Below are 2,134 nucleotides of genomic sequence, written 5' to 3'. Positions count from 1 at the left end.
TCCACGACGACATCGGCAAGGCCGCGCCCTTTGCGCATGAAAAGGCGCTGGGCTGGGCGTTCCATTATCTCGTCGGCATCCTCTATGGCGTGATCCTGGTGGTGCTCGCGGGAGCCGGCTGGCTGGCGGCGCCGACCTTCCTGCCGGCCTTCATCCTCGGCATCGTCACCGTCGGCGCCGGCTGGTTCCTTTTGGCGCCCGGCATGGGCGCCGGATGGGCGGCGTCCAAACTGCCCAATCCGATGCTGGTGCGCGCGCTCAACCTCGTCTCGCACACGGTGTTCGCGCTCGGCATGTTCTCGACGGCGCTGGCGATCCGCTAGGCGGGTCAAAGCGACGGCCTGTCGATCGGTAACCATCCGTGGATGATCCGTCGCGCGCCGATATCGTAGGCGAAATAGTTGCCGCCGCCCGCCGGTTGATCCGCTTCGCGGCTGATCTCACGTCCGGCGAGATGGAGCAGCAAGAGCGTTCCCACGCCTCCATGGCCGATGAAAGCGATGTCGTTGCCGTCATTGGTTGCGAGCGCCGCCTCGACTTCGCTCACAATACGACTTTGCGCATCGACAGCTCGCTCCCATCCGCGGATGCTTTCATGCGGGTTCGCGAAAATCGGTCAGCGACCGCTTCGAATTCTGTTGGGGGCAGGAAGCCGGTTGCCGACCGGTCATTCTCGTGCATGCGTTCCCTCACTTCGACGGCCAGACGGAGATGTCTTGCCAAGATTTCGGCGGTTTCGATTGCCTTGCGTTCACCCGACGACACGATACGCCGGATCGATCCGACCCAGGGCTGATCGAGCATTGCCGATGCTCTCGCTCTGCCGATATCGGACAACCCCCACTCCGGCACCGGAATGCTGGCGTCGACCTGAACCTGGGGATGCGTGATGTAGTAGGCGATCGGCACGACGGAACTCCTCCGGTCAGAGAGATGGCCCGCTAGAACGGTTCCGCGTTTCACGGAACGCAGAACCATTCTATCTCTTTGTTTTGACGCAATTCCGGACGGAAAACCGTTTCACACTTTTCCTGGAATTGTTCTCTAGCGGAGATCAATAGCTCTGGGTCGAGCGCCGCGCCTTGGCGACCGACGGCTGTTTTGGCTGCGAAGCAGCAACAGGTTTGACCGGCCCTTTCTTGAACGGCGCCATGCCTTGCCTCGCCAGTTCGTCGGCGCGCTCGTTTTCCGGATGGCCGGCATGGCCCTTCACCCAGTGCCAGGTGACCTTGTGGCGCCTGTTGGCCTCGTCGAGCGCCTGCCAGAGCTCGCCATTCTTGACCGGCTTCTTGTCGCCGGTCTTCCAGCCGTTCTTCTTCCAGCCATGGATCCATTTGGAGATGCCGTCCATGACGTATTTGCTGTCGGTGTAGAGGTCGACCGCGCAGGGCTCCTTCAGCGCGTTGAGCGCCGTGATGGCGGCAAGCAGTTCCATGCGGTTGTTGGTGGTCTCGGCCTCGCCGCCCGACAGCTCCTTGGTGACACCGTTGTAGCGCAGCACGGCGCCCCAGCCGCCAGGCCCGGGATTGCCGGAGCAGGCGCCATCGGTGAAGATCTCGACTTCCTTGTTCATGTCAGTCCGTATTCGGATGGAGACTTGATCGCGCGGTGGAAACGCATGCGGCGGATATATTCGGTCGGATCGCGTTTCATCACCAGGCCGCCATCGGGAACGGTCAGCCAGTCATAGAGCCTGGTCAGCATGAAGCGCAGCGCCGAGCCGCGCGCCAGCATCGGCAGCGCCGCTTTTTCCTCCGCCTCAAGCGGCCGCACCGACTGGTAGCCGGCAAGGAGTGCGGTGCCCTTGGTGAGGTTGAAGGAGAAATCCTTTTCGAAGCACCAGGCGTTGAGGCAGGTGGCGACGTCATAGGCGTAAAGGTCGTCGCAGGCGAAATAGAAGTCGATCAGGCCGGACAGCTTCTCGCCAAGGAAGAAGACATTGTCCGGGAACAGATCGGCATGGATGATGCCTTGCGGCAGGTCTTTCGGCCAGTTGCGCTCGAAATCGAGGAAGTCGGCATCGACCTCGGCCGCCAGCCCCGGCTCGACCTCGTCGGCGCGGGCGCGCGACGCGGCCCAGAGCTTGCGCCAGCCGTCGATGGCAAGCGCGTTCGGCCGCTTCATCGGAAAATTC

At 62.5% G+C, this 2,134-nt stretch carries 3 protein-coding genes and 1 pseudogene; 1 reads left to right on the top strand and 3 read right to left on the bottom strand.

What is annotated here, in order from left to right:
- Positions 1-323: DUF2938 family protein (locus EOA38_RS34615; protein ID WP_127301334.1), on the top strand; the 323-nt coding region annotated here is incomplete at its 5' end.
- A 5-nt stretch (positions 324-328) separates the two neighbouring features.
- Here the strand turns inward: EOA38_RS34615 and EOA38_RS34610 are convergent.
- From EOA38_RS34610 to EOA38_RS34600, 3 genes and pseudogenes are all read right to left on the bottom strand, one after another.
- A pseudogene (locus tag EOA38_RS34610) lies at positions 329-909 on the bottom strand (histidine phosphatase family protein).
- Between the two features lie 145 nt (positions 910-1,054).
- Positions 1,055-1,573, bottom strand: a complete 519-nt coding sequence (gene rnhA, locus EOA38_RS34605; protein WP_126095227.1) for a ribonuclease HI — start codon at positions 1,571-1,573, stop codon at positions 1,055-1,057.
- Positions 1,570-2,134 (bottom strand): phosphotransferase (locus tag EOA38_RS34600; RefSeq protein ID WP_145966225.1); only part of this gene is annotated, 565 nt, incomplete at its 5' end. The genes rnhA and EOA38_RS34600, both read right to left, overlap by 4 nt.

Source organism: Mesorhizobium sp. M1E.F.Ca.ET.041.01.1.1 (assembly GCF_003997355.1).
Classification (GTDB): domain Bacteria; phylum Pseudomonadota; class Alphaproteobacteria; order Rhizobiales; family Rhizobiaceae; genus Mesorhizobium.
Note: the sequence above shows the minus strand (reverse complement) of the source record. Positions and strands in the feature narration are given on the sequence as shown.